This is a genomic window from Streptomyces goshikiensis (assembly GCF_014650555.1).
Classification (GTDB): domain Bacteria; phylum Actinomycetota; class Actinomycetes; order Streptomycetales; family Streptomycetaceae; genus Streptomyces; species Streptomyces goshikiensis.
This window is the reverse complement of record NZ_BMVE01000001.1, coordinates 1,114,732-1,140,351: the sequence shown is the minus strand read 5'-3', so window position 1 is coordinate 1,140,351 and position 25,620 is coordinate 1,114,732. Positions and strand designations below refer to the sequence as shown.

General features: G+C 72.5%; 27 protein-coding genes. 19 read left to right on the top strand and 8 right to left on the bottom strand.

Annotation, left to right across the window (positions count from 1 at the left end):
* Positions 1 to 3: 3 nt before the first annotated feature.
* Positions 4 to 558, top strand: a complete 555-nt coding sequence (locus tag IE248_RS05315; RefSeq protein ID WP_190030029.1) for an SRPBCC domain-containing protein — start codon at positions 4 to 6, stop codon at positions 556 to 558.
* Between the two features lie 216 nt (positions 559 to 774).
* Here IE248_RS05315 and IE248_RS05310 read toward each other — a convergent pair whose 3' ends face one another.
* Positions 775 to 1,206 carry a MarR family winged helix-turn-helix transcriptional regulator gene (locus tag IE248_RS05310; RefSeq protein ID WP_037791452.1) on the bottom strand — a complete coding sequence of 144 codons (432 nt, stop codon included), beginning with the start codon at positions 1,204 to 1,206 and terminating at the stop codon, positions 775 to 777.
* A 121-nt stretch (positions 1,207 to 1,327) separates the two neighbouring features.
* Here IE248_RS05310 and IE248_RS05305 point away from each other — a divergent pair, with 121 nt between their 5' ends.
* The gene (locus tag IE248_RS05305; RefSeq protein ID WP_073773859.1) at positions 1,328 to 1,699 is read left to right on the top strand and encodes a cupin domain-containing protein; all 372 of its coding nucleotides are present in this window, start codon (positions 1,328 to 1,330) and stop codon (positions 1,697 to 1,699) included.
* Positions 1,700 to 1,725: 26 nt separating this feature from the next.
* Here the strand turns inward: IE248_RS05305 and IE248_RS05300 are convergent, their stop codons facing one another.
* Entirely contained in the window at positions 1,726 to 2,031 is a 306-nt protein-coding gene (locus tag IE248_RS05300; RefSeq protein WP_037791402.1) for a PLD nuclease N-terminal domain-containing protein, read from the bottom strand.
* 94 nt (positions 2,032 to 2,125) lie between these two features.
* Between IE248_RS05300 and IE248_RS05295 the strand changes: the two genes are divergently transcribed.
* The 3 genes from IE248_RS05295 to mqnP are packed head-to-tail and all read left to right on the top strand — an operon-like array spanning position 2,126 to position 4,982.
* Positions 2,126 to 3,583 (top strand): menaquinone biosynthesis decarboxylase, encoded by a 1,458-nt coding sequence (locus IE248_RS05295; RefSeq protein ID WP_008738498.1) that lies wholly within the window; start codon positions 2,126 to 2,128, stop codon positions 3,581 to 3,583.
* Positions 3,580 to 4,062, top strand: coding sequence for a hypothetical protein (locus tag IE248_RS05290; RefSeq protein ID WP_008738496.1), 483 nt, complete (start codon positions 3,580 to 3,582; stop codon positions 4,060 to 4,062). Before IE248_RS05295 ends, IE248_RS05290 begins: the two co-directional genes overlap by 4 nt.
* Positions 4,059 to 4,982, top strand: coding sequence for a menaquinone biosynthesis prenyltransferase MqnP (gene mqnP, locus IE248_RS05285; RefSeq protein WP_100581831.1), 924 nt, complete (start codon positions 4,059 to 4,061; stop codon positions 4,980 to 4,982). The genes IE248_RS05290 and mqnP overlap by 4 nt, the downstream gene beginning before the upstream one ends.
* Positions 4,983 to 4,988: 6 nt before the next feature.
* Here mqnP and IE248_RS05280 read toward each other — a convergent pair whose 3' ends face one another.
* The gene (locus IE248_RS05280; protein WP_037791400.1) at positions 4,989 to 5,669 is read right to left on the bottom strand and encodes a DUF6445 family protein; all 681 of its coding nucleotides are present in this window, start codon (positions 5,667 to 5,669) and stop codon (positions 4,989 to 4,991) included.
* A gap of 160 nt (positions 5,670 to 5,829) precedes the next feature.
* Entirely contained in the window at positions 5,830 to 6,438 is a 609-nt protein-coding gene (locus tag IE248_RS05275) for a rhomboid family intramembrane serine protease (protein ID WP_190030028.1), read from the bottom strand.
* Between the two features lie 91 nt (positions 6,439 to 6,529).
* On the opposite strand from IE248_RS05275, the gene IE248_RS05270 reads away from it, so the two are divergent.
* Positions 6,530 to 7,216, top strand: coding sequence for a UbiX family flavin prenyltransferase (locus IE248_RS05270; RefSeq protein ID WP_008738486.1), 687 nt, complete (start codon positions 6,530 to 6,532; stop codon positions 7,214 to 7,216).
* Here the strand turns inward: IE248_RS05270 and IE248_RS38115 are convergent.
* Positions 7,213 to 7,347 (bottom strand): hypothetical protein, encoded by a 135-nt coding sequence (locus IE248_RS38115; protein ID WP_008738484.1) that lies wholly within the window; start codon positions 7,345 to 7,347, stop codon positions 7,213 to 7,215. The genes IE248_RS05270 and IE248_RS38115 overlap by 4 nt on opposite strands.
* Positions 7,348 to 7,476: 129 nt before the next feature.
* Here IE248_RS38115 and IE248_RS05265 point away from each other — a divergent pair, with 129 nt between their 5' ends.
* The 5 genes from IE248_RS05265 (at position 7,477) to IE248_RS05245 (ending at position 11,865) form a co-directional block, all read left to right on the top strand.
* A complete protein-coding gene (locus tag IE248_RS05265; RefSeq protein WP_008738483.1) occupies positions 7,477 to 7,932 on the top strand; it encodes an Lrp/AsnC family transcriptional regulator in 456 nt (151 codons plus the stop codon).
* A gap of 62 nt (positions 7,933 to 7,994) precedes the next feature.
* Complete coding sequence (gene mqnE, locus IE248_RS05260) at positions 7,995 to 9,158, top strand: aminofutalosine synthase MqnE (RefSeq protein WP_008738481.1); 1,164 nt, start codon at positions 7,995 to 7,997, stop codon at positions 9,156 to 9,158.
* A 98-nt stretch (positions 9,159 to 9,256) separates the two neighbouring features.
* Positions 9,257 to 9,781 (top strand): GNAT family N-acetyltransferase, encoded by a 525-nt coding sequence (locus IE248_RS05255; RefSeq protein ID WP_073794573.1) that lies wholly within the window; start codon positions 9,257 to 9,259, stop codon positions 9,779 to 9,781.
* A gap of 79 nt (positions 9,782 to 9,860) precedes the next feature.
* On the top strand, positions 9,861 to 10,172 hold the full coding sequence (locus IE248_RS05250; RefSeq protein ID WP_037791398.1) for a DUF4229 domain-containing protein: 312 nt from the start codon (positions 9,861 to 9,863) through the stop codon (positions 10,170 to 10,172).
* A 385-nt stretch (positions 10,173 to 10,557) separates the two neighbouring features.
* Positions 10,558 to 11,865, top strand: a complete 1,308-nt coding sequence (locus IE248_RS05245) for a dicarboxylate/amino acid:cation symporter (protein ID WP_008738478.1) — start codon at positions 10,558 to 10,560, stop codon at positions 11,863 to 11,865.
* A gap of 59 nt (positions 11,866 to 11,924) precedes the next feature.
* Here IE248_RS05245 and IE248_RS05240 read toward each other — a convergent pair whose 3' ends face one another.
* On the bottom strand, positions 11,925 to 12,188 hold the full coding sequence (locus tag IE248_RS05240; protein WP_008738477.1) for a hypothetical protein: 264 nt from the start codon (positions 12,186 to 12,188) through the stop codon (positions 11,925 to 11,927).
* Between the two features lie 68 nt (positions 12,189 to 12,256).
* Positions 12,257 to 14,269 carry a sialidase family protein gene (locus tag IE248_RS05235; protein ID WP_190030027.1) on the bottom strand — a complete coding sequence of 671 codons (2,013 nt, stop codon included), beginning with the start codon at positions 14,267 to 14,269 and terminating at the stop codon, positions 12,257 to 12,259.
* A 104-nt stretch (positions 14,270 to 14,373) separates the two neighbouring features.
* Here IE248_RS05235 and IE248_RS05230 point away from each other — a divergent pair, with 104 nt between their 5' ends.
* The 6 genes from IE248_RS05230 (at position 14,374) to IE248_RS38110 (ending at position 22,025) form a co-directional block, all read left to right on the top strand.
* Positions 14,374 to 14,721 carry a GntR family transcriptional regulator gene (locus IE248_RS05230; RefSeq protein WP_073794576.1) on the top strand — a complete coding sequence of 116 codons (348 nt, stop codon included), beginning with the start codon at positions 14,374 to 14,376 and terminating at the stop codon, positions 14,719 to 14,721.
* Positions 14,718 to 15,704, top strand: a complete 987-nt coding sequence (locus tag IE248_RS37165; RefSeq protein WP_229895124.1) for a DUF1648 domain-containing protein — start codon at positions 14,718 to 14,720, stop codon at positions 15,702 to 15,704. The genes IE248_RS05230 and IE248_RS37165 overlap by 4 nt, the downstream gene beginning before the upstream one ends.
* Positions 15,705 to 15,844: 140 nt before the next feature.
* The gene (locus tag IE248_RS05220; RefSeq protein ID WP_229895140.1) at positions 15,845 to 17,701 is read left to right on the top strand and encodes an AMP-dependent synthetase/ligase; all 1,857 of its coding nucleotides are present in this window, start codon (positions 15,845 to 15,847) and stop codon (positions 17,699 to 17,701) included.
* Positions 17,702 to 17,777: 76 nt separating this feature from the next.
* Positions 17,778 to 18,272, top strand: a complete 495-nt coding sequence (locus IE248_RS05215) for a hypothetical protein (protein ID WP_073794579.1) — start codon at positions 17,778 to 17,780, stop codon at positions 18,270 to 18,272.
* A 62-nt stretch (positions 18,273 to 18,334) separates the two neighbouring features.
* Positions 18,335 to 19,882, top strand: coding sequence for an alpha/beta hydrolase (locus IE248_RS05210; protein ID WP_190030026.1), 1,548 nt, complete (start codon positions 18,335 to 18,337; stop codon positions 19,880 to 19,882).
* Positions 19,883 to 20,267: 385 nt separating this feature from the next.
* The gene (locus tag IE248_RS38110; protein ID WP_268254016.1) at positions 20,268 to 22,025 is read left to right on the top strand and encodes a lytic transglycosylase domain-containing protein; all 1,758 of its coding nucleotides are present in this window, start codon (positions 20,268 to 20,270) and stop codon (positions 22,023 to 22,025) included.
* 223 nt (positions 22,026 to 22,248) lie between these two features.
* Here IE248_RS38110 and IE248_RS05200 read toward each other — a convergent pair whose 3' ends face one another.
* Entirely contained in the window at positions 22,249 to 22,452 is a 204-nt protein-coding gene (locus IE248_RS05200; protein ID WP_008738468.1) for a cold-shock protein, read from the bottom strand.
* Between the two features lie 237 nt (positions 22,453 to 22,689).
* Between IE248_RS05200 and IE248_RS05195 the strand changes: the two genes are divergently transcribed.
* Both IE248_RS05195 and IE248_RS05190 read left to right on the top strand, forming a co-directional pair.
* Entirely contained in the window at positions 22,690 to 23,553 is an 864-nt protein-coding gene (locus IE248_RS05195; protein WP_008738467.1) for a menaquinone biosynthetic enzyme MqnA/MqnD family protein, read from the top strand.
* Between the two features lie 296 nt (positions 23,554 to 23,849).
* Complete coding sequence (locus tag IE248_RS05190; RefSeq protein WP_190030024.1) at positions 23,850 to 25,616, top strand: serine/threonine-protein kinase; 1,767 nt, start codon at positions 23,850 to 23,852, stop codon at positions 25,614 to 25,616.
* Positions 25,617 to 25,620: the final 4 nt, after the last annotated feature.

The following is a 25,620-nucleotide window of genomic DNA, read 5'->3' as shown; positions in this document are numbered from 1 at the left end:
GTCATGTCTCCCGTGAGCCATGGCACCAGCGAGAGCCGGGGCGAGGACCGCCGGCTGCTGAGGTTCGAGCCGCACCTGCCCCACGCCTACGAGACGATCTGGCCCGCCCTGACCACGCCGGACGGGCTGCGCGGCTGGCTGGCCGAGGCGGACGTCCTGGAGCGGCACCTGGGCGGAGCGGTCACCCTGCGCGGGGCGGACGGCGGGCCGGAGCTGTCGGGGCAGGTCACGGCCTGGGACGTCGAGCGGGTCGTGGAGTACACGCTGACCGGGCTCGGGCGGATCCGCTTCCACCTGGAGCCCGTGGGCACCGACTCGACCGTGATCCGCTTCTCCCACGAATACACCCCGAACCAGCCCGGCCCCGGCCCCGGCCTCGACCGGCCCGGCTCCGCCGGGGGCCGCGCGGCGGACGCGGACCACCTGGCCGGCTGGCACCGTCGCTTCGAGCTGCTGGAGTCCGCGCTGGAAGGCCACCCGGCGGCGCCCCCGGCCCGCGCCGACCAGCGCCTGGCCGCCCTACGCGCCTCCTACACCCCACCCGCCGCCGCAGCCTGACCCCAGGCGCCCCCCCGGGCCCGGCCCCCGCCGCCCGGTCTCGGCCCCGCCGCCCGGACCCTGGCTGACGCCGTCCGGTCTCGGCACCCGCCGCGCGGGCCTCAGCGCCCGCCGCCCGGGCCCTGGCACCCGCCGCGCGGTCTCGGCGTACCGCCCAGGTCTCGGCACCCGTCGTCCCGGTCTCGGCACCCGCCGCGCCGGTCTCGGTGCGATTGCTCACCACACCGGGCGCAGCGCCGGCAGTGGGCCCTCTCCGTGCAGTGCGCGCACGAGGCGGGACAGCTCACCGCGCAGGGCGCCGAGGTCGGCGGTGTGCGCGAGTTCGGCCTCCAGCTCGTGCAGGATGCGGCCCGCCACGGCCAGGTGGTCGTGCGCCGCCCGGGTCAGGACCACGAGCTTGCGCCGCCCGCCCTCGGGGTGCGGTTCGCGGCGGACGTAGCCGCGCCGCTCCAGGTCGTCGACGATCTGCCCCGCCGCCTGTTTGGTCACCCCGAGCCGCTCGGCGAGCTCGGTGGCGGTGGCGCCGGAGCGCCCCAGTACCTGGAACGTCATGCCGTGCAGGGGGCGCAGATCCTCGTACCCGGCCGCGGCGACCCGGCGGGTGAACTCGCCGAGCAGCAGCTGGAAGCCCATGCCGAGCAGAAACATCAGCTCGACGCCCTCGTCTTGGTTGCTGGTCACGCAGACATGGTGACACGGGCGTGTAAAGGTGCTTTACTCATGGCGAGTAAAGCACCTTGACTCACGATGAAGAAGACGAGGCCACCCCATGCGCGTGATCAGCGTTTCCCCCGACAGCGTCACCACCACCCCGAACGCCACCATGACCGGGCTCGCCGCCCCCAGCCGGGGCAGCTCCGAGCTCAGCACCTGGACGGTCGACATGCCCGCCGAGGCCACCGGACCCGAGCACTCCGTCAGCCGCGAGCAGGTCTGGACCGTCACCACCGGCACGCTGGAGGTCACCTGCGACGGCCGCACCGAGAGGGTCGCCACCGGCCAGACCCTGGTCCTCCCGCCGGACGTCCCGCGCACCATCAGCGCCCCCGGACGCTTCGAGGCGCACGTCGCGATGCGCGCGGACGCCGTCGTCACGGTCACGGGCGCGGAGGGCACCCGCGAACTGCCCTGGGCGCGCTAGGCGCTCCGGGCGCGCAAGAGGCGCCCTTAGTTCTTGTCCTTGCCGTCCTGCTCGTCGCGCAGGGACCGCAGGAACTCCGGGTTGTCGTCCGGCGCCACCCACTGCGCGCGCCGCGCCCGGCCCGCGCCGCCGCCGAAACCGCCGCCCGCGAGCGTCCGCTTCTTGCCCGCCACCAGCCACACCACCGGGCCGACGATCGAGAAGAGCAGGATGATGATCACCCAGATCACCTTGGGGAGGTGCTTGACCTCCTCCTCCGGCGTGTTCAGGCAGTCGATGAAGGCGTAGATGGTCAGCGCGATGATCAGCAGGAACGGCAGATAGCGCAGCACGGTGTGGGACCGACTCCCGGGCAGTGGCGGCGGGGCCCCGCAGGGGGCGCCCCGGTGACGCCTCCAGGGTAGTTGGTGACGGATACTGGCCCCTATGGCTTACGACGATCTCCGCTCGCTGCTCCGGGCTCTGGAGCGAGAGGGCGACCTCAAGCGCATCAAGGCCGAAGTCGACCCGTACCTGGAAATCGGGGAGATCGTCGACAGGGTGAACAAGGCGGGCGGTCCCGCGCTGCTGTTCGAGAACGTCAAGGGCTCGGCGATGCCGCTGGCCATGAACGTCTTCGGGACCGACCGCCGCCTCCTCAAGGCCCTCGGCCTGAAGTCGTACGCGGAGATCAGCGAGAAGATCGGCGGGCTGCTCAAGCCCGAACTGCCGCAGGGCTTCATCGGCGTCCGCGAGGCCTTCGGCAAGCTCGGCTCGATGGTGCACGTGCCGCCGAAGAAGGTGAAGGGCGAGTCCGCCCCCGTCCAGGAGGTCGTCCTCACCGGCGACGACGTGGACCTGGACCGGCTCCCGGCCCTGTTCACCTGGCCCAAGGACGGCGGGTCCTTCTTCAACCTCGGTCTGACGCACACCAAGCACCCGGAGACGGGCGTGCGCAACCTCGGCCTCTACCGCCTCCAGCGCCACGACAAGCGCACCATCGGCATGCATTGGCAGATCCACAAGGACAGCCGCAACCACTACGCGGTGGCCCAGAAGCGGGGCGAGCGACTGCCGGTCGCGATCGCCTTCGGCTGCCCGCCGGCCGTGACGTACGCGTCGACGGCGCCGCTGCCGGGCGACATCGACGAGTACCTCTTCGCCGGGTTCGTCGCGGGCAAGCGGATCGAGATGGTGGACTGCAAGACGGTCCCGCTCCAGGTCCCGGCCAACGCCGAGGTCGTCATCGAGGGCTGGCTGGAGCCGGGCGAGATGCTGCCGGAGGGGCCCTTCGGCGACCACACCGGCTTCTACACCCCGCAGGAGCCGTTCCCGGCGCTGAAGATCGACTGCGTGACGATGCGCAAGCGTCCGCTGATCCAGTCGATCGTGGTCGGCCGCCCGCCGACCGAGGACGGCCCGCTGGGCCGCGCGACGGAGCGCTTCTTCCTGCCGCTGCTGAAGATCATCATTCCGGACATCGTGGACTACCACCTGCCCGAGTCGGGCGGCTTCCACAACTGCGCGATCGTCTCGATCGACAAGAAGTACCCCAAGCACGCGCAGAAGGTCATGCACGCCATCTGGGGCGCCCACATGATGTCGCTGACCAAGCTGATCATCGTGGTGGACTCCGACTGCGACGTCCACGACCTGCACGAGGTGTCCTGGCGGGCCCTCGGCAATACGGACTACTCCCGTGACCTCACGGTCGTCGAAGGCCCGGTCGACCATCTCGACCACGCCTCGTACCAGCAGTTCTGGGGCGGCAAGGCCGGTATCGACGCCACGAAGAAACTGCCGGAGGAGGGCTACACGCGCGACGGCGGCTGGCCCGACATGGTGGAGTCCGACCCCGCGACGGCGGCCCTCGTGGACCGCCGCTGGAAGGAGTACGGCCTGTGAGCATCGCCGTGGGCGGTCCCGCCCTCTTCATCGGCAGCGACACCCCCTGCGTCGCCCTCGTGCGCCCCTCGATCGACCCCGCCCAGCCGGAGGTCCGCGAGGCCGCCGAGCGGGCCGGGGTCACCCCCGAGGAGTTCGCCGGACCGTCGGACCTGTGGCAGCTGATCGCCGACCGGACCGACGGGGAGGGCCGCGAGATCGCCCTGAACGACCTCTCCGACGCCGAGGCGGCCGCCTTCGCGGACGGCCTGCTGGCCGCGACCGCCGACCCCGGCTCCGAGTTCTCGCTGGTGCTGACCGTGTCGGCGCACGACGTCCTGCGCCTGGACGGCCGCCCCGCGGGCGAGGGCTTCGCCTTCGTCGCCGCCGTCGTCCCGCCGCCCTCGGAGGGCACCCCGGCGCTGGAGGTGGAGATCGGCCCCCAGTCCGTCGCCGACCTGCGCGCCGAACTCGAACAGTTCCGGAGGAACCTCGGATGACGGCCACCGCCGATGGGGTGATCGGGCCCGGCCCGGCACCGCAGCCGACCGGCAAGGTCAAGGCGTTCCTGCGGCTCGTGATGATCGAGCACTCGGTCTTCGCGCTGCCCTTCGCCTATATCGCCGCGCTCACCGCGATGTTCGAGCTGGACCGCACCATGCACTGGCGGGAGCTGCTGCTCGTCACCGTCTGCATGGTCGGCCTGCGGACCTTCGCCATGGCGGCGAACCGGATCATCGACCGCGAGATCGACGCCCGCAACCCGCGCACCGCCGGGCGCGAGCTCGTCACCGGTGCGGTGTCCGTGCGGACGGCGTGGACCGGGGCTGGGGTCGCGCTCGTGGTGTTCCTCGGGTCGGCGGCGCTGCTGAACCCGCTGTGCCTGATGCTGGCGCCGCTCGCCGTGGTGCCGATGGTGGTGTACCCGTACGGCAAGCGGTTCACGAACTTCCCGCACGCGATCCTGGGCCTGGCCCAGGCGATAGGCCCGATCGGGGCCTGGCTGGCCGTCACGGGCGAATGGTCCTGGGACGCGGTCATCCTCGGCCTCGCCGTCGGCGTGTGGATCGGCGGCTTCGACCTGATCTTCGGCTGCCAGGACGTGGCGGCCGACCGCGCCGAGGGCGTCAAGTCCGTCCCGGCCCGCTTCGGCATCCCCGCGGCCCTGTGGGGCGCCCGCGCCGCGCACGCGGTGACCACCGGCCTGCTCGTCTGGTACGCCCTCGCCACCGGCGCGGGCGTGCTGTTCTGGTGCGGCCTGCTGATCGTCGTCGCGGCGTTCCTCTACGAGCACACCATCGTCAAGCCGCACGACCTGTCCCGCCTGAACCGCGCCTTCTTCACGGTCAACGGGTTCATCGGCATCGCCCTCTTCGTCTGCGCGGTCCTCGACCTGGCCGCCCGGGGCCTGGCCCTCTAGGCCGTCCTAGGCCATCCAGAAGAAGACGGCCGTCATGCGCTTGTCCTCCAGGGTGCTGCCCCGGTAGCCGGTCGCCGTGTGGATCATGTTGGCGGCGTAGAGCAGCAGCCGGTTGTAGCGGGGCGGGACGCGGACGTCCTCGGTGAAGGAGTCCGGCGGGACGAAGCGGGTGCCGAGGGCGTCGACCAGGTTGTTGTGCGGGGCGAGCACCTGGTTGCCGCCGAGGACGCCGCCCGGCAGCAGCTGCCGGTGGAAGCTCGTACCGCAGTCCTCGGGGAGGTCCGGGCTGAGGTAAAGGACGGCGGCGTAGCGGCACAGGGCGCGGGAGTCGGTGTGCGGGCGTGGCTCGGACTCGTCCTTGCCGACCACCTGGACGCAGTTGTGGTTGAAGGTGCCGCCGCCGGTGTGTTCCTCGGCCCAGATCCGGCGGGCTCCGGTCGCCCGCCGCACCAGCTTCTCCACCTGCGCCAGTTCGGCCGGCTCCAGGCCGGGCATCGTCCGCAGTCCGGGCCAGGGCTCGGGCTTGTACGGATGGCCCTCGACCCAGTCGCCCGAGGCGAGGTGCCGGGCGCGTACCGCGTCGGGGTCGGGGAGCACGTCGTCCAGGACCCAGTAGTCGCGCCCCCGGGTGGGCTTGCGGTAGGGCAGGACCGGTAACCCGCCGGGGCGCGGGGAGTGTGACGGCATGCCGCGAACGCTAGTTCCGGGACGGTTCCGCGGCCCCCAAGGGGTCCTCAAGGGGCCCTCAAATGGCTGCCAACGGGCCGCCAAGGCTCCGGCAAGGGCTCCTGCAAGGGCCGCCGCCGGATACCCGCCGTACGCCGCCGGACGAGGCGTCAGGCCCGCGTCAGCTCCCTGCCGGCCTGCGGCGGGGGAAGGCGAGCGCGGCGGCCACGCCCGCCAGGAGGCCGAACAGGTGCCCCTGCCAGCTGACCGTGGAGTCGGTGGGCAGGATCCCGGTCAGGGCCGTGGTCCCCCACAGGGCGGCGATGACGATCCCGACGACCACGCCCAGCGCCCTGCGCTCCACGAACCCGCGCACCACCAGGTAGCCGAAGAGCCCGAAGACCAGCCCCGAGGCGCCGGCCGTGATGCTGTGCGAGGGGGATGTCAGCCACACCGCGAACCCGTCGGCCACGGTGATCACCGCGCAGACGGCCAGGAAGCGTCGTATGCCGCTGAGGGCGGCGACGAAGCCGAGTACGAGCAGCGGCAGGCTGTTGGCGGCCACGTGCCCGAAGCCGAAGTGGAGGAACGGGGCCGCGAGGATCCCGCCGAGGGAGTCCGGGTCGCGCGCGACGATCCCGTACGCGTCGAGGGCGTGGCCGGTGGCGAGGTCGAGGACCTCGATCAGCCACAGCAGGGCCACCCAGCCCAGCATGAGTTTTCCGGCCGCCTTCGCCCGGTCGGCCGGGCTCCAGTCGTCGATCCGGGTGTCCGGCCTCGCGTACGCCATCGGGATCCCCCTTCCACTGTCCGTCCCACCCTGTGAACGTCGGGTCACCTTACTCAGTGCCCACCGGTGGTGGCCGGATAGTCTCGTAGGCATGACTGACGGCAAGCGCACCCCCTGGGTGGTTGGGGTATCCGGGGCGTCCGGGACGCCGTACGCGGCGGCGGTGGTCCGCGGGCTGCTGGCGGCGGGCGAGAGCGTGGACCTCGTGGTCAGCCGTGCCTCGCGGCTCACGCTGCTGGACGAGACCGGGATCGCCTTCCGGGACGCGCACTGGCGGGAGGACCTGGAGCGGTGGCTGGGCCGCGGGGCGGACGGGAAGCCGGAGACGTTCCCGCGCCCGGGTCTGGACGACGTCCGGTACTGGGGTGCCGGGGACCTGGCCGCCGGACCGAGCTCGGGCTCGTACCCGGTGAAGGGGATGCTCATCGTCCCCGCGTCGACGGCGTGCGTGGCGGGGGTGGCGCTCGGGCTTTCGAAGGACCTGCTCCAGCGGGCGGCGAGCGTGACGCTCAAGGAGCGGCGCCGGCTGGTGGTCGCGGTGCGGGAGACCCCGCTGAACGGACAGACCCTCAGGCATCTGGTGGCGCTGGACGAGGCGGGCGCAGTGGTGCTGCCCGCCTCTCCGGCGTTCTACGCGGGTGCGACGCACATCCAGGATCTGGTGGACTTCGTCGCGGGGCGGGTGCTCGACGCGGCAGGTGTGCCGCACGGGCTGTACCGCCGTTGGGAGGGGGAGCTCGGAAGCGCCCGCTCCCCGGGGGAGGCGAGCGGTGGCTAGCGCTTCTTGGCGTGGCCGGGCTTGCGGGTCTTGTCGACGCGACGGGCGGCGGCGGGCTGGTCGGTGCGGGATCGGTTGGCCAGCTCCTGGAGCTGTCGCATGTGCGCGTAGGCCATCTCGATCGTGTACACGGTGAACCACTCCTGATACTCGTCAGATCATCGTTGATCTGTTGAAAGATTCGCAGGGTGTTCACCCTGCGTGCCTTAGATTCTATACCTAAACTTGCAGGATCGCCGAATAATGGAAGGCTCCACGTAATGGACACGGTGGACAGGCAGCTCATCCAGGCACTCCGGGAAAACGGTCGTGCCTCGTACGCGGAGCTGGGCCGTCTCGTGGGCCTCTCCGGCCCCAGCGTCACCGACCGCATCAACCGCCTGGAGACGGCCGGTGTGATCACCGGCTACCGGGCGACCGTGGACTCGGCGTCGCTCGGCATGGGCGTCACCGCCCTGATCGGCATCTCGCTCTCGGACGCCGCCGACCACGAGGACGTGGCCCGCCGGCTGCGCGACCTCGCCGAGATCGAGGACTGCTGGTTCATCGCCGGCGACGACTCGTACATGCTCAAGGTGCGGGCCGGTGACGTGGACGGGCTGGAGCGGATCATCCGCAAGCTCTCCGGCACCAGAGGCGTCTCCCGCACCCGTACCACCATCGTGCTCTCCACGAAGTGGGAGAACCGGGTCGGGGATCTGCCCGAAGAGGCCTGAGAGTACGGTTGCGGGGTCGGACAAGGGCATGCGGTACAGGACAAAGAGGAGGCGACCGGCCGATGGACGCTGGGCTCAAGCGTGAGCTGGAGGAGAAGGTCCGCTCCGGCGAGCGGCTGACCCGTGAGGACGGCATCGCCCTCTACGAGTCGGATGACCTGGCCTGGCTGGGCGGCCTCGCCCACGAGGTGCGCATGCGCAAGAACGGTGACGTCGTCCACTTCAACGTCAACCGTCACCTCAACATGACGAACGTGTGCACCGCGTCCTGCGCGTACTGCTCGTTCCAGCGCAAGCCGGGCGAGAAGGACGCGTACACGATGCGCATCGAGGAAGCCGTCCGCCTGGCCAAGGCCATGGAGGGCGAGAACCTCACCGAGCTGCACATCGTCAACGGCCTGCACCCGAGCCTGCCGTGGCGCTACTACCCGCGCTCGCTCTCGGCCCTGAAGGAGGCGCTGCCGAACGTCTCGCTGAAGGCGTTCACGGCGACCGAGATCCACCACTTCGAGACGATCTCCGGGATGTCGGCCTCCGACATCCTGGACGAGCTGATCGAGGCGGGCCTGGAGTCGCTCACCGGCGGCGGCGCCGAGATCTTCGACTGGGAGGTCCGCCAGCACATCGTCGACCACCGCACCCACTGGGAAGACTGGTCGCGCATCCACCGGCTCGCGCACGAGAAGGGGCTCAAGACCCCCTCGACCATGCTCTACGGGCACATCGAGGAGCCCCGGCACCGCGTCGACCACGTGCTGCGGCTGCGCGAGCTCCAGGACGAGACCGGCGGTTTCCAGGTCTTCATCCCGCTGCGCTACCAGCACGACTTCGTGGACATGAAGGACGGCAAGGTCCGCAACAAGCTCCAGGCGCGGACGACGATGGCCACCGGCGCGGAGGCGCTGAAGACCTTCGCGGTCTCGCGGCTGCTGTTCGACAACGTCCCGCACGTCAAGGTCTTCTGGGTGATGCACGGCGTGCAGACCGCCCAGCTCGCCCTCCAGCACGGCGCGGACGACATGGACGGCTCGGTCGTCGAGTACAAGATCACGCACGACGCCGACAACTACGGCACCCCGAACAAGCTGGGCCGTGACGACCTCCTGGAGCTCATCCGGGAGGCCGGCTTCCGCCCGGTCGAGCGCAATACGCGCTACGAGGTCATCCGCGAGTACCCCGGCCCGAACGCGGAGCTGCGCGAGACCCCGCAGCCGATGCGCCTCTGACACCCCGGACACGCCGAAGCCCCGGTCCCGCGCGGACCGGGGCTTCGCTGTTCCGGGGCTCCGTTGCCCCCGCCGCACGTAAGGGATATTTTTGGGCTGTGACCCTTACCTTCACCTTCGATCCCGCCGTCGACCCCGCCCTGCGCGACGGCCTCGTCGACCTCTGGACCGACGCCTCCAACGCCGGCGGGGCAATCGGCTTCGTCCCGCCGGTCACCCGCGAGGACATCCGGCCCGAGCTGGTCAAGCACCTCGCCGCCATGGCGGAGGGCCGCACCCGCCTGGTCGTCGGCCGCGACGGCGACGGCCGGGTCGGGGCCGCCGCGTTCCTCGCGTTCAATACGCACCGGCTGCAACGGCACTGGGTCTGGGCCTACACGGTGATGGTCCACCCCGGCCTCCAGGGCCGGGGGGTCGGCCGCGAGCTGATGGCGGCCGTCGCCGACGCGGCCCGCACGCTCGACGGGATCGACGCCATCCGCCTGGGCTGCCGGGGCGGCCACGGCCTGGAGCGCTTCTACGCCTCCTGCGGCTACAAGGAGGTCGGCCGCGTCCCCGCCGCGATCCGCGTGGCACCGGGCGACGACCGCGACGACATCACGATGCTGCTGCCGCTGCTCTGACCCCGCCGGGCCGCCGGGGGGTCCGGTCGTGCTTCACTGGACGGGCACGTCCGGACGTACCGAGAGAGAAGGGGTCACCGTGTCCCTCAAAGCGAGCGCAACGATCCGCTACACCGCGATGCGGCTGGGCATCTTCGTCGGCTGCTTCGTCGTCGTCCTGGGCCTGGTCCAGCTGCACTGGGTGCCCGCCGGCATCGGCGACGCCAACATCGCCTGGGTCGCGCTGCTCGCCCTCGTCGTGTCCGCGCCCCTCTCCTTCGTCCTGCTGCGCAAGCAGCGTGACGACATGTCCGAGCAGATCGCCGGACGCGTCGCGGGTGCGAAGGAGAAGCTGGCCTCGAACCGCTCGCAGGAGGACGCGGCCGATGACGCCGCCCGCGTGACCCCGTAAGGGACCCGTTAGCTTCCTCACACACCGAACCGCCCCAGCGCTGGCCGTACCCCCGGTAGCGCTGGGGCGGTGGTGTTTTTCCCGGCTGCGCAAGCGGGCCCCGTGCGCCGCTGGCTCAAAGCGCTCCTTTGAGGTTCCCAAAGGGTAAGTGTTAGCGTGTTCAACATGTTGACCACAGCTGCGCACCCGATGACCGCGAGCGTTCTGCTCGTGGCGCGCCTGCACGTCGACCTCTGCCGCCGCGTGTCCGCGGCCTGTTGCTGTTGTCGCTGAGCTGAGCTGAATCGATACAGCAGCGGTCCCGGCCGGCACTTTCCGGCTGCCGCACCGCTTCACCACCGCAGAACTTCCCCCGCCTTTCCCCGTGCGCCACCCCCGGAGTGTGTTGTCCGTGTCCGCGACCCCCCAGGCCCCCGCCAAGGCCTCGTTCAAGTTCCCCTTCTGGGCCCAGATCATCACCGGTCTCGTGCTCGGCGTGCTGTTCGGCTGGCTCGCCAAGAGCCAGGACATCAGCTGGCTGAAGACCACCCTGGAGCAGGTCGGCGACACCTTCGTCCAGCTGCTGAAGCTGGCCGTCGCCCCGCTCGTCTTCTTCGCGATCCTGGTGTCCATCACCAACCTCCGGAAGGTGAACAACGCCGCGCGGCTCGCCTCCCGCACGCTGCTCTGGTTCATGATCACCTCGCTGATCGCGGTGGGCATCGGCCTCGCGATCGGCCTGCTGACCAACCCGGGCGCCGGCACCGGCCTCACCCCGCAGGACGGCAAGCTGCCGAAGAAGACCGGCTCCTGGATCGACTTCCTCACCGGCATCGTGCCGACGGACGTCGTCACGCCGTTCACCGAGCTGAACGTCCTCCAGATCGTCTTCATGGCCGCCGTCGCCGGTATCGCCGCCCTCCAGCTGGGCGCGAAGGCGCAGCCGGTCCTGAGCCTCGCCGAGTCCGTCCTGGAGCTCCTCCAGAAGGCCCTGTGGTGGGTCATCCGCCTCGCCCCGATCGGCACCGTCGGCCTCATCGGCACCGCGATCGCCACCTACGGCTGGGACCTGATCGGCAAGTACGCCACCTTCACCGCCGACGTCTACGTCGGCTCGGCGCTCGTCATGTTCGGCGTCTACCCGCTGCTGCTCGCCACCGTCGCCAAGGTCAGCCCGGTCCAGTTCTTCAAGGGCGCCTGGCCGGCCATCCAGCTCGCCTTCGTCTCCCGCTCCTCCGTCGGCACCATGCCGGTCACCCAGAAGGTCACCGAGCGCCTCGGCGTCCCGAAGGAGTACGCGAGCTTCGCCGTCCCGTTCGGCGCGACCACGAAGATGGACGGCTGCGCCGCGATCTACCCGGCGCTGGCCGCGATCTTCATCGCCCAGATCTTCGATGTCCAGCTGGGCATCAAGGAGTACGTCCTGATCGCCTTCGTGTCGGTGATCGGCTCGGCCGCGACGGCCGGTCTGACGGGCGCCACGGTCATGCTGACCCTGACCCTCTCCACCCTGGGCCTCCCGCTGGAGGGCGTCGGCCTGCTGATGGCCATCGACCCGATCCTGGACATGATGCGCACCGCCACCAACGTGGCCGGCCAGGCCGTGGTCCCGGTCATCGTCTCGGCCCGCGAGGGAATCCTGGACAAGGAGGCCTACGGGGCCGCCTCCTCCTCCCCGCTGGACGAGCGCCCCGCGGTGGCCGTCGCCGCCTGACCGTAAGGACCCGCCGCGGCCCCCGCCCCCGTCCGGGCGGGGGCCGCGGTGCGTCCGGACTACGCCAGGGTGGCCATGCGGACGTACGCGACGGCTCCGAGGACCAGGGGCGGCGCGAGCCACCACGCGCCCATGGCCCGGCGCACGCTCGGGACCAGCGTGATCAGGCCCCCGATCACGCTGAGGCAGAGCGACAGGAAGCACGCCGTCGAGATGCGGGTGTACCCCCGGTCGTCCCACGGCCCCTGCGGGCCGGCCGCCACGGCGGCGAGGACGAACAGGGCGTTCAGGAGGTGGATGAGGCCGAGGGGCAGGCCCAGCACCCAGCGGAGGCACCCCCGGTCCTCCGGCAGGTCGATGTGGTCGGCGATGTGAGGTCTCCCTTGCGGAGTCAGCCGGTGGTCTCGAAGGCCAGGCGGAGTCGTTCCTGGTCGGTGGCGACGTCGGTGGCGCCGGCGCGGACCTTGGCGGACTCGGCCCGGGTGAGGGCGCGGCCGAAGAGGCGGACGTCGTCCAGGCCGCCGTTGAAGAGCTCCTTCACCCCGGTGGCCTGGTTCGGGAAGTCCGGCCGGGCGCCGACGTGGATGTTGAACTGCCCGGGCGGTGTGATGTCGCCCGCCGGCGCGGGCGCGCTGAACTCCGTACCCCCGTCCACGGACAGCAGCAGCCTGTCGGCCTCCCGCTTGAAGACGACGTGGTGCCAGGCGCCGTCGTTGTAGGCGGAGTCGGTCTTGACCTCCGCGTAGGAGGTGTCGGTCTGGATCGCGGCCCGCAGCCGCTTCTGGCCCGGCTCGGCCTTGAGCCAGAACTGGCGGACCTTCGGGTTCGGGTGGCCCGCGTCGGACATGCCGTACGCCCACACGATCGGCAGGCCGCCGCCGGTGGCCGCGTGCCGGAACCAGGCCGTCACCGTGAAGTCCTGCTGCCTGACGCGCAGCGCCTCCGTGCAGCCGACCAGCCGCAGGTAGTCGTCCTTGCCGTCGAACTCCATCGCCTTGCCGTCGGCCCGGAGGCCGAGCCGCGCGCCGCCGTGCACCACGGCGTCGTTGTGGTGGGCGCTGGTGTCCGGGGTCCGCGGGCGCCGGAGTTCGGTCCTGGCGGCGTCCATCCGGGCTTCGGTGAAGGAGGTGAAGACCACGCTGCCGTGCGGGATGGTCGTCGCGGTCTCGTACACGACGCCGATGGAGGACCGGTCCGCCAGCAGGGCGAGGTCGGAGTAGCCGCTGCGGCCGGGGGTGATGAGCGTTCCGGCGCTCTGCCAGGTCCGGCCCTCGTCGGTGGAGGAGCGGATGGCCAGCTCGCGCCGGTCCTCCAGCGGGTTCGGGCCGAGCCGGGAAGGGCCGGAGTACAGCAGCCGGTTCGGGCGGCCGTCGAGGTCGGCGGAGTGCAGGCGCAGCAGCGAGCCGTACGTGGGTGAGGTGTCCAGGTCCGTCACCGGGGCGAACCCGGCGGGGGCGAAGGCGGCGCCGCCGTCCGGGCTGGTGGCCGCGAGCCGGTGGTCGTCGGTGGCGCAGCGCACGTTCTCGGAGTTGCGGGCGCTCACGTACAGGCCGCCGTCAGTGGTCCCGGCGGTCCCGGCGGTTTCGGCGACCGTCGGCTCGGCCGGGTACGGGCCGGTCTTGGGCGCCTCGGAGCGGGCGCCCAACTCCCAGGTCAGGCCGCCGTCGTCGCTGTAGTAGAGCTGGATCCCGGCCGTGGTGTCGGAGGCGGCGGTGTGGTCACCGGGGACGACGAGGCGGCCGCGGTGGCTGCCGCGGGCGAGCTGGATGCCGTGTCCCGGGCCGGTGGACACCCAGTTCCAGCCCGCCGGTTTGAGCTGCGGCTGCTCGGCCGGCCGGGACCAGGTGGTCCCGTCGTCCGAGCTCTGCGCGGCCCACACGGTGCGCGCGAAGCCCGCGCGGGAGGGGTTGCCCTGGTCGCGGTTCCAGTCGCTGCTGGAGTAGAGGAGGGATATCCGGCCGGTGACGGCGTCGACCACGGGTGCGGGGTTGCCGTGCGCCAGCTTGTCGGTCCCGGCGCCCACCAGCACCTTCAGGGGGCCCCAGGTCGCGCCGCCGTCGGTGGACTTCTTCATGACGATGTCGTTGTCGCCGACGTCGCTGCATCCCTCGCTGCCGCGCACCCGGCCCTCGGCGAAGGCGAGCAGGGCGCCGGAGCCGGTGGTGACCAGGGCGGGGATCCGGGTGCAGTGGTAGCCGTCGTCGCCCGCGGCGAAGGGCGTGGACACCACGGCCGGTACGGGGTTCTCGGCGGCCGGTGCAGCGGCGGCCGGTGCCCCGGTGGCGGGCGAGGGGGCCAGGGTGAGGGCGGTGGCGGCGAGCAGGCCGAGCGGGAGGCCGTACAGCCGGGCGGGGCGCGGGAAGCGTCTTTGCCCGCCGGGGACTTGGGGTGCTGGGGAGGGCATGGGGTCACTTTCGGTGTGGGCGTGGCCGATGATCATCGGCGGTCATGCTGCCACGTCGTAACCCGGTGCCAAATGACGTGGATGGTGCTAGCGTCATTATCACCATGTTGCTGAGGCTGAACATCGCGGACAACCGTCCCCTGCACGAGCAGGTGGCCGGCGCCATCCGGCGGGCCATCGCCGAGGGGGAGTGCGGGCCGGGCGACCGGCTGCCGCCGGCGCGGGAGTTGTCGCTGGCGCTGGGCGTCAACGCCAACACCGTCCTGCGCGGACTGCGCGCGCTCCGCGACGAGGGGCTGCTGGAGTTCCGCCGCGGCCGCGGGGTGACCGTGGCCGGCGGGGCGGACGGCCGGTCGGCGCTCCTGGAGCGGGTGCGGGAACTGGTGGCCGACGGGGCGCGCCGGGGCTACGGCAAGGCCGAACTCATACGGATGATCGAGGAGGCGCAGTGAGCGAGCGCGGGGGCCGCGGGGAATTACGGGAGACGCGGGCGCCGAGGGGCTGGGCCACGTGGGGTACGACCGCCTGGGCGGCCGGGATCCTCGCGCTGCTCGTGGCGGCGCCACTGTCGGTGCGCGGGGCCTACGGGGACCGGCTGGCGACGCACTGGGGCGCCTCGGGTGAGCCCGACGGCTCGCTTCCGCCCTGGGCGGCCGCGGTGGCGCCGGCCGCGGTCTGGGCCGTGCTCGTCGTCGCCGCCGTCTGCTGGCGGGCGGCCCGCCGGTGGCGCGCGGCGGTGCTCGCCTCGGGCGGGGTGCTGCTGGCCGGGGCGCAGGTCTCGATCGCGCGGGCGAACCTCCACCACGCGGACTGGCGCGACGCGGACCCGGTTTCCGTCGGGGCCGTGGTGACGCTCTTCGCGGCGGCCGTAGCCGGGTGCGTGGCGTGGCGGGTGAGCCGCCGGCCGGCCGCCGCTTCCGCGTCGCGCGGGCGGGGCGCGCGGATGGAGATTCCCGAAGGGGAGCGCCGGGTGTGGCTCTCGCGCACCGCCAACCCCTGGCTGGGGCTGGTCGCCGCCGCCACCGGTGCGGTCGCGGTGGCCGCGCCGCTGGTCGGGACGGGCGCCCCCACCGCGTCGATGTGGCTGCTGATCGTGCCGTTCGCGGTGGCCTCGGCGGCGGTGCTGGTCTGCTCCTCGGTACGGGTGCGGGTCGGCGGGCGGGGCGTGGACGTGGCGTTCGGGCCCCTGGGATGGCCGGTGCGGCGCTGGGACGCGGCGGACGTCGAGTGGGCGCGGGCCGAGCGCCGGACGCCGGCGCAGGTCGGCGGCTGGGGGTACCGGCTCAGCGGCCTCGGCACGACGGTGATGCTGCGCGCCGGCGAGTGCCTGGTGATCCGGGCCCGGGGGAAGGAGTTCGCGGTCAGCGTGGACGACGCCGAGCGGGGCGCGGCCCTGCTGAACTCCCTGGCCGGTGCCCGCGCCGAACGCCCCTGACCCGGGGTCCCGGTGGTGCCGGTCGTGTGACGGTGGTGGGTGGGTCTTGTTCGCGGGCTGGTCAGTGAGGTTACGCTTGCGTAGATTACCGGCGGTAACCTCCTGTCGAGCCGAGGGGAACGCCCGTGGATACCGAGCTGGTGACGGTGGGGTCCGGGCTGCCCGAACCCCCCTTCAAGACGGTCGTCGACGGCGTCGTGCGCGAGGTGATCGTGCCGCCGCTGGCGGCGCCGCCCGGGTACGGCTCGCTCGGGGACATCCCGTTCGACAACGCCCTGGACGCGCCGGCCGAAGCCGTACTGGCGCGCAAGGACCGGGACGGCACCTGGCGCGACGTGAGCGCCGTCGAGTTCGCCGCGCAGGTGCTCGCCGTCGCCAAGGGACTGATCGCCGAGGGGCTCCGCGAGGGCGACCGGCTCGCGATCATGGCGCGGACCACCTACGAGTGGACGCTGCTCGACTTCGCGGGATGGGCCGCGGGGCTGGTCACCGTACCCGTCTACCCCACCGCCTCCGCCCTCCAGGCGCGCTGGATCATCCAGGACTCCGGAGCCGTCGCCTGCGCCGTCGAGGACACCGAACAGGCCCGGCTCATCAGCTCCGAACGGGCGAACCTGCCCGGCCTCGCGCACCTGTGGGAGTTCGACACCGGAGCGATCGAGCGGCTGGTCAAGGCCGGGGAGCGGATCCCCGGCGCCCTCGTGCACGCCCGGCGGGCGGCGCGCACCCCGGACTCGGTGGCCACCCTCGTCTACACCTCGGGGACCACCGGACAGCCCAAGGGGTGCGTGCTGACGCACGCCAACTTCTTCGCCGAGGTCGACAACGCGGTCGGGCTGCTGCACCCGGTGTTCAGATCGGTCAGCAAAGAACCCGCGTCCACCCTGCTCTTCCTGCCGATGTCGCACGTCTTCGGGCGGATGGTCGCGGTGGCCTGCCTGCGGGCGCGGGTGCGGCTGGGGCACGCGCCCAGCATCAGCACCGAGGACCTGCTGGCCGACCTCGCGGGATTCCGGCCCACGTTCCTGCTGGCCATCCCGTACGTCCTGGAGAAGGTCTACAACACCGCCCGCGCCACCGCCGAGAAGATGGGCCGCGCCTCCTCCTTCGACCGGGCCGCGCGGATCGCCCGCCGCTACGGGGAGAGCGCCGAGGGCAAGCGGCCCGGCCTCGGCCTGCGCATGGCGCGGGCGCTGTACGACCCGCTCGTCTACCGGCGGATCCGGGCTGCGCTCGGCGGGCACGTCCGGTACGTCCTCAGCGGCGGCTCCCCGCTGGGGCGCCGGCTCGCCGCCTTCTACACCGGCGCGGGCATCGAGGTCTTCGAGGGGTACGGACTGACGGAGACCACGGGGGCGTCCACCGTCACCCCGCCGCTGCGGCCGAGGCTGGGAACGGTGGGGTGGCCGCTGCCGGGCACCGCGGTCCGCATCGCCGACGACGGCGAGGTGCTGCTGGGCGGCCGACACGTCTTCGCCGGGTACTGGAACGTCGCCGCGCACGACGGCGGCCAGTGGCTGGCCACCGGTGACATCGGCGAACTCGACGACGACGGGTACCTGACGATCACCGGGCGGAAGAAGGACCTGATCATCACCTCCGGCGGCAAGAACGTCGCCCCGGCCCCGCTGGAGGACTGGCTGCGGGCGCACCCGCTGGTCGGGCAGTGCATGGTGGTCGGAGACAACCGGCCGTACGTCGCCGCGCTGATCACGCTGGAGCCGGAGGGGCTGGCGCACTGGCGCCAGATGCACAAGAAGCAGGACGTCCCCGGGCGGGAGCTGGTCCGGGACGAGGAACTGCGGGCCGATGTCCAGCGGGCCGTCGACGAGGCGAACCGGCTGGTCTCGCGGGCGGAGTCGATCCGGCGGTTCACGGTGCTGCCCGGGCAGTTCACGGAGCGGCGGGGGCACCTGACGCCCTCGATGAAACTGAGGCGGGCCGCGATCGCCCGCGACTACGGGCGGGAGATCGACGAGCTGTACCGGCGGCCGTGACCCCTGCCGAGTCCGGCCCCCGGGCGCCCCGCGCGGGCCCGTATGATCCACAAGATCGGACTCCGGGGGGAGAAACATGGGGAAGCTCGGGCGCATCGGCGCCGCCGTCGCAGCCGCGGCCGTGTTCGGCGGCGCTCTCGCCGGGTGCACGGCGGGGGAACCGGAGGGCGACGGCGCCCGGACGACGGGGCCCGCCTCGCCCCCGCCGGTGGTCAGGCGGACGCCGACGCCGACCCCGCCGCCCGCCACACCGGCCGGGACCGAGGAATTCGGGCCCGCCGTGGCCCAGCAGGGGGACGTGAAGGCCTTCGCCGCCGTCCGGGACGGGGAGCGCAAGCTGCGGATCCCCGTCGTGATCACGAACACGCAGACCCGGCAGGGCTTCTACGAGGTCACCGTACGGGTCACCGGGCCGGACGGTTACGAGGCCTCCGGCAGCTTCACCACCGACACCGTCGGCGTCTACCACGGCGCCTCCTGGCCCACCGAGGTCACCGTCGAGATGACCGGCCGCGAGGCCCCGGAGCCGAAGCTGCTCACGGTGGAGATCGCGGACGTCAAGCAGCGGTAGGGCCGGCCCCGGCATAGGGTCGTCCGAGGGGGTCGCCCGAAGGGTCGCCCGAGGAGGGTGCCGTGCACCGGTCCCGCCGTTTCCGAAGCCTGCGCAGGTCCGCCGCCGCCGTGACCGCGGCCGCCGGCGTGGCCGCCGCGCTCGCCGCGGCCCCCTCGCCCGGCACCGCCGCAGGTGACGGGCTCGACCGGTTCCACGACCAGCCGGTGCGGTGGGGCGCCTGCCCCCGGCGGCGCGTGCCCGACGGCATGAGGTGCGCCGAGATCGCCGTCCCCCTCGACCACGCCGACCCGGCCAAGGGCTCGATCAGGCTCGCCCTCGCCCGGATACCCGCCACCGGCGGCGGAGGCCCGCGCCTGGGATCCGTACTCCTGAACTACGGCGGCCCCGGCGGCTCCGGGATCGAGAACCTCGCCGCCGACCCCAAGCCCTTCGCGGACCTCGGCAAGCGGTACGACCTCGTCACCTTCGACCCCCGGGGCGTGGCCCACAGCGAGCCCGTCTCCTGCGGGGGCTCCCTGGAGCTGGACCCCGCCGCGGGCGAGGACGCCGCCTCGCAGCTGGCCGCGCTGCGCCTCCTGGTGCGCCGGTGCGAGCTGCACTCCGGACCCGTGCTCCCGTACATCGGCACCGTCCACGTCGCCCGCGACCTGGACGTCATCCGCCAGGTGCTCGGCGACGCGAAGCTCAACTACCTCGGCTTCTCCTACGGGACCCGGCTCGGCGCCGTGTACGCCGCCCAGTTCCCCCGCAAGACCGGCCGGATGGTGCTCGACGGGGTCGACACCCTCACCGAGCCGCTCACCGAGCAGGCCCTGGTGTCGGCGCGCGGACAGCAGCGGGCGCTGGACGGCTTCCTCGGCTGGTGCGCCCGCCGGCCCGGCTGCGTCTACGGGACCAACACCCGTACGGCGAAGGAGAAGGTCAACGACCTCGTGGCGCGGCTCGACGCGCGCCCGCTGGTCGACGGCGGCCGGTACGTCACCGGGCGGGACGTGGTCGCGGCCGTGGCGGCCGCCCTGTACGCGCCCGCCACCTGGCCCGCGCTCGCGGAGGGGCTGCGGCGGATCGAGCGGGACGCGGACCCCTCCGCCCTGACACGGCTGGGCGAGCCCGCGGACCCGGCCGACGAGGGCGACGGCCCGTGGCGGATCCCCGCCGACAACGCCGAGGCCGCGCTCGCCGCCGTGAACTGCGCCGACGACCCGGACCGGGGCGAGGACAAGGCCGCCCCGGCCGCCGTGGAGCAGGAGATCCGGGGGCTGAGCGGAGAGTTCCGCGCGGCCTCGAAGATCTTCGGGCCCAGCCAGCTGATGACCGTGCTGTCCTGCTACGGCCGCCCCGCCGGCACCGACTTCATCCGGAGGATCGACCGGCCGGCCGGCCTCCCGCGGATGCTGCTCGTCGGCACCCGCGGGGACCCGGCGACCCCGTACGAATGGACGGAGGAGACGGCGCGCCGCCTCGGCCGCTCCGCCGTGGTCCTGGACCACAAGGGCGAAGGGCACACCGGCTACACGACCTCGCCCTGCGTACGGGACTTCGTGAACCACTTCCTCGTCGACGGCGGGCTGCCGTCCGGCACGCGGGCCTGCCCCGCCGGGGAGTGAGGGGGCGGATCCGGCCAGGCCGGGGCGGGGCTGCGCGCCCCCGACGGACCGCCCGGGGCGCCCCGCGGTGGCGTACCCGCCGGTGTGGGCGGGATGGACGAATGGCTCCGCCGGTCCACGAGGTGGCCTGAACTCATCGGCGGCCCGGTACCCCTGGCGCGGACCGCCAGTGAAACCCACCCCAAAGCGGGCATATCCATGCGGCGACGGGCGCCCGCGAGCATCGCGGTGGACGGCGCGTTGCGAGAGGGGGTGAACCCGAGACGAATGGTGCGTCACATATCCCAGGGCGACGGCAAGTCGGGTGCGAATACCTGATAGACAGAACATTCATGGCTCGACCGGCCGGACGCGACGCTGGCCGCCCTGGGGGGATTTACGCACTGTGAAGCCGCTTCACCGCCACCTCGTCAACACCTCTCGCAAGGTGCTGTGCACCGCTGCGCTCGCGGCCAGCCTGACCACTGCCGCCGTGGCGACCACCCCGTCCACCGCCGACGCGGGCGAGTCCGAGCCGAGCCCGGACAGCCCCCAGGCCACCGACCGCGGTGACGCCCGGCTGGATCTGCCCGCACCGGTGGCGGACCCGCAGGTCCCGCCGACGACCACGGCGCCCGGCGGAGCCAGCGGCATACCCGGCACCGCCCTCGACGCGTACAAGCGCGCGGAACTGTCGGTGGCCGCCGCGCTGCCCGGCTGCAAGCTGCCGTGGCAACTCCTCGCGGGCATAGGCCGGGTCGAGTCCGTGCACGCCTCCGGCTACGGCCTCAAGCCCGACGGCTCCACCGACAAGCCGATCCGCGGACCGCGCCTGGACGGCAACGGCTTCGCCGAGGTGCGCGACACCGACCAGGGCGAGTGGGACGCGGACACCTCGTACGACCGGGCCGTGGGCCCGATGCAGTTCATCCCCTCCACGTGGAAGAAGTGGGGAGCGGACGGCAACGGAGACACCAAGCGCGACCCGAACAACATCTACGACGCGGCGCTGGGCGCGGGCCTGTACCTGTGCGCGGGCGACCGCGACCTGTCGGACCCGGCCGCCCTCGACCGGGCGATCCTGAGCTACAACAACTCGCGCGAGTACGTGAACACGGTGCTCGGCTACATGAAGCAGTACAAGGACGGCGGGGTCTCCGAGATCCCGAACCCGCCCGTCGGGAACTACCCGACACCGCCGGTGACGGGGACGCTGCCGACCCCGACGCCGCCGCGGCAGCCGGTGACGCGGCCCACGCCGAACCCGACGCCGGCCCCGTCGAAGCCGGCCACGCCGACGACCCCGGCGAAGCCGACGACCCCGGCGAAGCCGACGACCCCGCCCGCCGAGCCGTCGAAGCCGACCACGCCGACCACGCCGACCACTCCCACGACGCCGACCACGCCGACGACGCCCACCACTCCGCCGGCGGCCACCCTGGCCAAGGTGGAACTGGTCGGCGCATCGGGGATCACGGCCGAGGCCGGGTCCGCGTTCACGGCGGCGCCGAAGGTCAAGGCGCTGCTCAGCGACGGCAAGCCCGCGAAGAACCAGGTCGTCGTGTTCGTGGTCGGCGACGACACCACCGGGGCCACCCGCTTCGGTACGTCGGACAGCCTCGTGGTCCGCACGGACGACCAGGGCATCGCGGCCGCGCCGGGCCTCAAGGCGGGCCTGAAGGGGGGCACGTTCACCCTGCGGGCCACGGCGTACGGCTCCGTGAACGAGTACACCGTGACCTTCAAGGGCACCGTCACGGCCGCGCCGGTGGTGCTCGCCCGCAAGGGCACGGAGCAGCTCGACGTGGTCGTCGGCAAGTCCCTCACGGGCGTGGAGCTGTTCGCGACGGCCGCGGGTCAGCCGGTCACCGGCCTGAAGACCACGGCCGGGCTGGTGGAGAAGGACGAAGCCGGGAAGTGGCAGCCGGTGAAGCCGGAAGCCGCCGCGAAGGGGCCGTACTTCAAGGGCGGCAAGGACGGCGCCGAGAAGCTCACGGTGATCGAGCCGGCCGCCACCGGGGCCGACGGCAAGCTCGTGCTGCCGGAGCTGTTCACGGCGCCGGAGACGCTGCCGGGGACGTACCACCTGCGGATCCTCACGGCCGAGGGCGTCGCCCTCGTCCTGGAGGTCAAGGTCACGGCCGCGCCGGCCCCGCAGGCGTAGCGACGTATGACGTACTGACGTACACCGGGAGCCCCCGGCGAGCCCCTTGCGGGGATCTCGCCGGGGGCTCCGCCGTTCTCCCGGCCCACCCGGAGGCTCACCCGGAGGCCCATCCGGAGGTCCACCCGGGAAAAGGCAGGAGCCCTGCCGCTCTCGCTCGCGCGGGAGAGGAAGGGCTCCTTGGGTACTGCTAATCCAACCGCGATCCGGTTGGCCCAGGCGACTAGGCCGGGGTGACGTTCTCCGCCTGCGGGCCCTTCGGACCCTGCGTGACGTCGAAGTTCACCAGCTGGTTCTCCTCCAGGGAGCGGAAGCCAGAGGCGTTGATCGCGGAGTAGTGGACGAAGACATCCGGGCCGCCGCCGTCCTGGGCGATGAAGCCGAAGCCCTTTTCAGCGTTGAACCACTTCACGGTTCCGGTAGCCATGAGCCCTCCTATGGGCCAAAGGGTCGCCCTGCTCCAGAACCTGCTAAGAAGTCTGAAAACTACAAAAGCCTGCGGGTCACATTCTCCGCAGGCCTCGTACTGCAAGGGAAACCAAACTGCAACTTGCGTCGAGCCTAGCATGCACCCTGCGGCCGAGACCAGAGGGAAAGATCACGTCACCCGGACGTTTGAGACCCGCGGGAAGGCTGACGAACACACGGCGGCTAGTCTCGCGATGTGGACGTCTATCGCAGCCGGCCCCGCGTCGGCCACATCCAGTTCCTGAACTGCCTGCCCCTGTACTGGGGGCTGGCCAGAACCGGCACGCTGCTGGACCTGGAACTGACCAAGGACACCCCCGAGAAGCTGAGCGAGCGGCTCGTCCGGGGCGAGCTGGACATCGCCCCGATCACCCTCGTGGAGTTCCTCCGCAACGCCGACCAGCTCGTCGCGTTCCCCGATCTGGCGGTCGGCTGTGACGGCCCCGTCATGTCCTGTGTGATCGTCTCCCAGGTGCCGTTGGAGCAGCTGGACGGCGCCCGCGTGGCCCTCGGATCGACCTCCCGGACCTCCGTCCGGCTCGCCCAGCTGCTGCTCGCCGAGCAGTACGGGGTGCGCCCCGACTACTACACCTGCCCCCCTGACCTGGGGTTGATGATGCAGGAGGCGGACGCGGCGGTGCTCATCGGCGACGCCGCGCTGCGCGCCTCGCTGCACGACGCGCCCCGGCTCGGCCTCGCCGTGCACGACCTGGGTCAGATGTGGAAGGAGTGGACGGGGCTGCCGTTCGTCTTCGCCGTCTGGGCCGCCCGCAAGGACTACCTGGCCCGGGAGCCCGTCGTCGTCCGCAAGGTGCACGAGGCCTTCCTCGCCTCCCGGGACGTCTCCCTGGAGGAGGTCACCAAGGTCGCCGAGCAGGCGGCCCGCTGGGAGGCCTTCGACGCGGAGCTGCTGGAGCGGTACTTCACCACCCTCGACTTCCGCTTCGGACCGGAGCAACTGGCCGGCGTCCGGGAATTCGCGCGCCGCACGGGAGCGACGACCGGCTATCCCGCCGACATCGCGGTGGAGCTTCTGGCGGCGGTCGAGGCGAGCCATTGATCACGGGGCAATGATCGCGGGGCATTGATCCCCGGCCATTGATCGCGCTTATGCCCCGCCCGGCGCGACCGCGCGAAATCGAATATTCCGGTTACCGGGAATTCGTTCCCCTTTCGGCATCGTGTAGCCCTTGGCGGAATGCGTTCGATGTGCGTGGGGTTCGTGGGGCGCGGGTTGTGCGACGGCCTTCGGGCACGGCTCCGCGCAACCGTAGGAGATCCCTCCCGCTCCGCCCTAAGGTGCTGTCTGGCCAAAGCCACAGGACGCAGGACGTACTCACGGGGGAGGGGGACGCGATGCAGCCGCTCGAAGCCGGCGAACCGCGGACCATCGGCGCGTACCGGCTGCTCGGCCGGCTCGGGGCGGGCGGCATGGGGCGGGTCTACCTCGGCCGCAGCGCCGGCGGCCGGACCGTCGCGGTCAAGATCGTGCACCCGCACTTCGCCTCCGACGAGGAGTTCCGCGCCCGGTTCCGCCGCGAGGTGGAGGCCGCGCGGCGGGTCGGCGGGGAGTGGACCGCGCCCGTACTCGACGCGGACCCGGACGCCCCCGTGCCGTGGGTGGCCACCGGGTACGTCGCCGGGCCCTCGCTGGACCGGGCGGTGGCCTCGCACGGACCGCTTCCGCAGGCCTGCGTACGGGCCGTCGGCGCGGGGCTGGCCCGCGCCCTGGTGGCGGTGCACGGGCTGGGCCTGGTCCACCGGGACGTGAAGCCGTCGAACGTGATGCTGACCCTCGACGGACCCCGGCTCATCGACTTCGGGATCGCCCGGGCCACCGACGGGACGGCCTCGCTGACCTCCACCGGGGTCTCCATCGGCTCGCCCGGGTACATGTCGCCCGAGCAGATCCTCGGCAAGGGGGTCACGGCCGCCGCCGACGTGTTCTCCCTCGGCGCCGTCCTGGCCTTCGCGGCGTCCGGGCGGCCCCCCTTCACCGGGGACAACTCCGCCACCCTCCTCTACAAGGTGGTCCACGAGCCGCCGGAGCTGGGCGCGATCGAGCCCGGGCAGCTGCGCGAGCTGGTCGCCGCCTGTCTGGCCAAGACGGCCGCCGACCGGCCGGAGCCGCGGGCCCTCGCGGACGCCCTCGGCGGCGCGCTCGGCGCCCCCGGCTGGCTGCCCGCGCCGCTGGTCGAGGAGGCCAGCCGGGCCGCCGTGGCGCTGCTGGACCTGGAGGCCGGCCCCGCCGGAGGCCTCGCGGAAGCGGGGACGGGAGCCGGTGCGGGAGCCGGTGCGGGAGCCGGATCGGCGGACCCCTGGCCCGTGGCCGCGGCGTCCCGGGAGTTCCCTTCGGGGCCGGTGCCGTTCACGGCCTCCTCCTACGGGAGCCCGGCGGCCGGAGGTTTCGGCCCGGCGGACGCCTCGTACGGCGCCGGCCCCTACGGCAGCCCCACCGAGAGCGCCGCGGGCTCCGGTCCCGGCGCCGTCCCACAGCCGCGGACCGCGCCCGGGGACCCGGCGGCCGGGCACCGGGTCTCCGTCAGCGCGGCGGGCCGGCGCTTCAGTTGCACCCTCGTCCTCGCGGCGGCCGCGGTCCTCGCCGTGCTGTCCGGCGGGCTGTACGGGATGGGGCTGCTGCCCGGCCAGGGGGACGGGGACAGGAACCTGGCCGACGGCGCCGCCAGGCCCTCCGCCTCCGCCTCCGCCCCGGCCCCGGCGGGCAGCGCCGGGCCGGGCGCCACGCCCCCCAAGGGCACCCGCGCGGACGTCCCGAAGGAACTCACCGGCACCTGGAAGGGCACCGTCACCACCGCCCGCCTGGGCGTCGCGACCGAGTTCGAGATCACCATCAGGTCCGGCAGGGTCGGCGAGGTCGTGGGCCGCGACAAGTCCGTCCTCGACGTCCTCGGCACCGACTGCGGCGGGGACTGGAAGCTGACCTCCGCCACCGACCGCTCCCTCGTCCTGGACACCTCCGGCAACACCAACCCGGCCCCCGGCATCTGTTCGGGCGGCTCGGCCGACGAGCGCTTCACCCTCAACGAGAACGGGACACTGCACTACAAGTCGGGCGACGGCCCGGCGGGGAACCCGGAGGGCGACCTGACCCGTAGCCCCTGATCCG

Bases quoted from the DNA above. Each gene is read 5' to 3' on its own strand.
- IE248_RS05315 (WP_190030029.1), top strand. From the start codon at position 4: ATGTCTCCCGTGAGCCATGGCACCAGCGAGAGCCGGGGCGAGGACCGC.
- IE248_RS05310 (WP_037791452.1), bottom strand. From the start codon at position 1,206: ATGTTTCTGCTCGGCATGGGCTTCCAGCTGCTGCTCGGCGAGTTCACC.
- IE248_RS05305 (WP_073773859.1), top strand. From the start codon at position 1,328: ATGCGCGTGATCAGCGTTTCCCCCGACAGCGTCACCACCACCCCGAAC.
- IE248_RS05295 (WP_008738498.1), top strand. From the start codon at position 2,126: ATGGCTTACGACGATCTCCGCTCGCTGCTCCGGGCTCTGGAGCGAGAG.
- mqnP (WP_100581831.1), top strand. From the start codon at position 4,059: ATGACGGCCACCGCCGATGGGGTGATCGGGCCCGGCCCGGCACCGCAG.
- IE248_RS05280 (WP_037791400.1), bottom strand. From the start codon at position 5,669: ATGCCGTCACACTCCCCGCGCCCCGGCGGGTTACCGGTCCTGCCCTAC.
- IE248_RS05275 (WP_190030028.1), bottom strand. From the start codon at position 6,438: ATGGCGTACGCGAGGCCGGACACCCGGATCGACGACTGGAGCCCGGCC.
- IE248_RS05270 (WP_008738486.1), top strand. From the start codon at position 6,530: ATGACTGACGGCAAGCGCACCCCCTGGGTGGTTGGGGTATCCGGGGCG.
- IE248_RS05265 (WP_008738483.1), top strand. From the start codon at position 7,477: ATGGACACGGTGGACAGGCAGCTCATCCAGGCACTCCGGGAAAACGGT.
- mqnE (WP_008738481.1), top strand. From the start codon at position 7,995: ATGGACGCTGGGCTCAAGCGTGAGCTGGAGGAGAAGGTCCGCTCCGGC.
- IE248_RS05235 (WP_190030027.1), bottom strand. From the start codon at position 14,269: ATGCCCTCCCCAGCACCCCAAGTCCCCGGCGGGCAAAGACGCTTCCCG.
- IE248_RS05230 (WP_073794576.1), top strand. From the start codon at position 14,374: ATGTTGCTGAGGCTGAACATCGCGGACAACCGTCCCCTGCACGAGCAG.
- IE248_RS05215 (WP_073794579.1), top strand. From the start codon at position 17,778: ATGGGGAAGCTCGGGCGCATCGGCGCCGCCGTCGCAGCCGCGGCCGTG.
- IE248_RS05200 (WP_008738468.1), bottom strand. From the start codon at position 22,452: ATGGCTACCGGAACCGTGAAGTGGTTCAACGCTGAAAAGGGCTTCGGC.
- IE248_RS05190 (WP_190030024.1), top strand. From the start codon at position 23,850: ATGCAGCCGCTCGAAGCCGGCGAACCGCGGACCATCGGCGCGTACCGG.